The following is a 3439-nucleotide window of genomic DNA, read 5'->3' as shown; positions in this document are numbered from 1 at the left end:
CGGGCGAACATGATCGCCGACTCGGCCACCGTCTTCGCGCCCCGGAGGATCTTGGATCCGGCCACGCCCCGGACCAGCGCGCCCGCGTCCGCCCGCAGCACCACGTCCGGGTGGAGAACGGCGACCAGCGCCTCGAAGTCGCCGCCGCGCGCGGCGGCCATGAACGCCTCGAGGACCTGCTTCTGCCGGCCGAGGTCGGGGTCGGACGGAGGGGTCGTGTCCCGTACCCGGCGGCGGGCCCGGCTGGCGAGCTGCCGGGTCGCGGCCGGGCTGCGCTCCACCACCGGGGCGATGTCGTCGAACGGCACGGCGAACATGTCGTGCAGGACGAACGCCAGCCGCTCGTCGGGCTCCAGCGTCTCCAGGACCACCAGCATCGCCACGCCCACCGAGTCGGCGCGCAGCGCCTCCTGTTCCGGGTCCACCTGGGAGAGGGGTCTGATCACCGGGTCCGGGACGAACGTGTCGTCCATCGGCTGCTCGCGGCGCGCGGTGCGCGAACGCAGCAGGTCCAGGCAGATCCGGCCGGTCACGGTGGTCAGCCAGCCGCCGAGGTTGCCGATGTCGCCGGTGTCGGTGCGGCCCAGCCTCAGCCAGGCCTCCTGGACGGCGTCCTCCGCCTCGGTCAGCGAGCCGAGCATGCGGTAGGCGACCGCCTTGAGGTGTCCGCGGTGCTCCTCGAAGCGCTCCGCCAGCAGTTCCTCGTCGTGGTCCACGGGGCTCACCGGGAGAACACCTCGAAGGTGACCGCGGGCCGGTTCCCGAACCGCTTCCCCGCCTCCTCGGCGAAACCGGTCAGCAGGCCACGGGCGTACGCCTCCGGGTCCTCGTCGGTCAACGCCTCGATGTAGGTCCGGTGTTCGAGCAGCGAGGCGATCGCCCGCTCCAGCCCGTCCCTCGCCTCCACCGCGTGCGTGGGGCTGTCGGAACCTGCGACCGCCACCCAGCGGACCCCGTTCCAGGGTTCGAGGCCCCGCTCAATCAGCTCCGGGAAGATCCACCGGTTGCCGGCGTCACCGGCCGCGTCGAGCACGGCCCGCCCGACGGCCACGTGGTCCGGGGTGTTCCAGTAGGTGCCGCCCCAGGTGTCCCGGTGGTTCAGGGTGATCACCAGCTCGGGCCGGTACCGGCGGATCGCGGCGGCGATGTCCCGGCGCAGCGCGGGGCCGTACTCGACGACCCCGTCCGCGTGGTCGAGGAAGGCGACCTCCGAGACACCGACCACGGCCGCGCTCGCCCGCTGCTCCCGCTCCCTGAGCGGGCCGCTCTTCGCCGGCTCCAGGGTGTCGATGCCCGCCTCGCCGCGGGTCGCCAGGACGTAGGAGACCTCACGGCCGGCGTCGGTCCAGGACGCGACCGCCGCCGCACAGCCGTACTCGAGGTCGTCCGGGTGGGCCACCACGGCCAGGGCGCGCTGCCAATCGTCGGGCATGGGCGGGAGTTGACTGGTCGTCGGCTCGGTCATGCCCGCAGACTAACCCGCCGCACCGACATCCCGCCGGGCGCGCGCCCGGCCCCGGACTCACGCCTCGTCGCGCGCCAGGGCGAGCAGCCGGTCCAGGACGCGGGGACCGCCGGCCCGGACACCGTCGTGCTCGAACTCGTCGGTGACCCAGGTGCGCAGGCCGCGGATCGCACGGGCCGTCCGGAGGGAGTGGGCGGTGTCGACGTACATGTCGTCGTGGTAGACGGCCGCCGCGACCGGGACCTCGTTGACGGCGAGGCGCGCCGGGTCGTACAGGGGCGTCCAGTCGGTGCGCGCGGCGAGCAGTCCGGCGGTCTCGCGCAGCGGGCGCAGCGCGGGGTCGCAGTCGAACATCCACGGGTGGATGGTCTCGCCGGTGAACAGCAGCGGCTCGTCGCCGGCGAGCGTCTTGGCCGCGTCGAACCGCGGGAACTCGGCCCGCACGCGCTCGGCGGACCAGGCGGTGGGCCGGGCGTCCTGGCCGTAGATCGCCTCGTGGACGAGCGCGTACAGCGGGTGTCCGGCGTACGACAGCAGGCCCTGGGCCTGCTCCTGGAAGGCGTCGGAGAGTTCGTGGCCGCCCGGGGTGCGGACGAAGGCGTCCTCCAGGAGGAAGTGCAGCCGGTGGCTGCCCTCGCTGCCGCCCAGCATGATGCCGAGCGACTGGAACGCCTCGACGGTGAACCGGTAGCCGTTCGGGAGGACGACCTCGTGGGTGAGGAGGTGGTCGGCGATGCGGCGGGCGCGTTCGACGTCCTGCGGGTAGCGGGCGTAGTGCGCGGCGACCTTGCGCTCGATGCGCGGGTAGGCGGCCCGGTAGACGTCGTCGGCGTGGGCGTCGAGGGAGGGCAGTCCGCCGGTGATCAGGGCGGTGTCCAGGCCCTCGGGGGCGGTGGAGAGGTAGGCGACGGTGCAGAAGCCGCCGAAGCTCTGGCCGAGGACGGTCCAGGGGGTGCCGCCGGTCACCTCGGGGCGGATGGCCTCGCAGTCCCGGACGATCGAGTCGGCGCGGAAGCGGGTGAGGTGGTCGGCCTGTTCGGCGGGGCCGCCGCGCAGCGGGAGCGTCTGCCGGTTGACGGGGGTGGAGTGGCCGGTGCCGCGCTGGTCCAGGAGGAGGACCCGGTAGTCCTCCAGGGCCCGGCCGAGCCAGGCGGGCTTCCCGACGAAACGGTTCGCCCCGAAACCGGGGCCGCCCTGGAGATAGAGCAGCCAGGGCAGGTCCCGGCCGGCCTTGTCACTGGCGACGACCTCGCGCGCGTACAGCTCGATCGTCTCCCCCGAGGGGTCGTCGTGATCGAGGGGTACGGTGAACCGGCGGTCGGTGAGGACCACTCCGGGCTGGCGGTAGCTGACGGACAACGGGGCTCCAGGGACGAACGGATTGTCGGATCGTGACCCAGTTCAGCACATGTTCGTCCGGCCAACGAGTCCGGGATCATGGAATTTTGCTGAATGTCCGTCAGCGGGCCGCCAGGCTGGAGCGCCGGACCACCAGTTCCGGGCGGAGCACGACCCGGCGGTGCTCGTGCGGCCCGGCCGCGTTCTCGCTCTCGGTCTCCTCCAGCAGCAGCTCGGCCGCCAGGGCGCCCATGGTGACCGCGGGCTGCCGCACCGAGGTCAGCGGTACGGCGGCCGCGGCGGCGAACTCGATGTCGTCGTAGCCGACGATCGCGAGGTCGTCGGGGACGCCGACGCCGGCCGCGTACATCGCCTGGAGCACACCGAGGGCGAGCAGGTCGTTGGCGCAGAAGACGGCGGTGGGCCGGTCGGCGAGTCCGAGCAGGCGGGCGCCCGCGTCGCGGCCGGCGGCGACGTCGAGCCGCTCGGTGGGCAGTTCGTGCAGGCGGTCGGGGCCCAGGCCGGCCTCGGCGAGGGCGTTCAGGGCTCCGGTGCGGCGGTCCCGGACCTGGTTCAGTCCGGGCGGGCCGCTGACGTACGCGATGGAGCGGTGCCCGGCGTCGACGAGGTGCCGCA

The 3439-nt window shown here is 73.6% G+C and carries 4 protein-coding genes; all 4 read right to left on the bottom strand.

Going from position 1 to position 3439, the window contains the following annotated elements; genetic code table 11:
- Window positions 1–725 (bottom strand): sigma-70 family RNA polymerase sigma factor (locus B7767_RS13505; RefSeq protein ID WP_373408211.1); only part of this gene is annotated, 725 nt, incomplete at its 3' end.
- On the bottom strand, window positions 722–1465 hold the full coding sequence (locus B7767_RS13500) for a PIG-L deacetylase family protein (RefSeq protein WP_085572399.1): 744 nt from the start codon (window positions 1463–1465) through the stop codon (window positions 722–724). The genes B7767_RS13505 and B7767_RS13500, both read right to left, overlap by 4 nt.
- A gap of 57 nt (window positions 1466–1522) precedes the next feature.
- The gene (locus tag B7767_RS13495) at window positions 1523–2824 is read right to left on the bottom strand and encodes an alpha/beta fold hydrolase (protein ID WP_085572398.1); all 1302 of its coding nucleotides are present in this window, start codon (window positions 2822–2824) and stop codon (window positions 1523–1525) included.
- 100 nt (window positions 2825–2924) lie between these two features.
- On the bottom strand, window positions 2925–3439 hold a 515-nt coding region (locus B7767_RS13490), incomplete at its 5' end, for a substrate-binding domain-containing protein (protein WP_143652424.1).

The organism is Streptomyces sp. 13-12-16 (genome assembly GCF_002114215.1).
Classification (GTDB): Bacteria; Actinomycetota; Actinomycetes; order Streptomycetales; family Streptomycetaceae; genus Streptomyces.
This window is presented reverse-complemented; position numbering and strand designations above follow the sequence as displayed.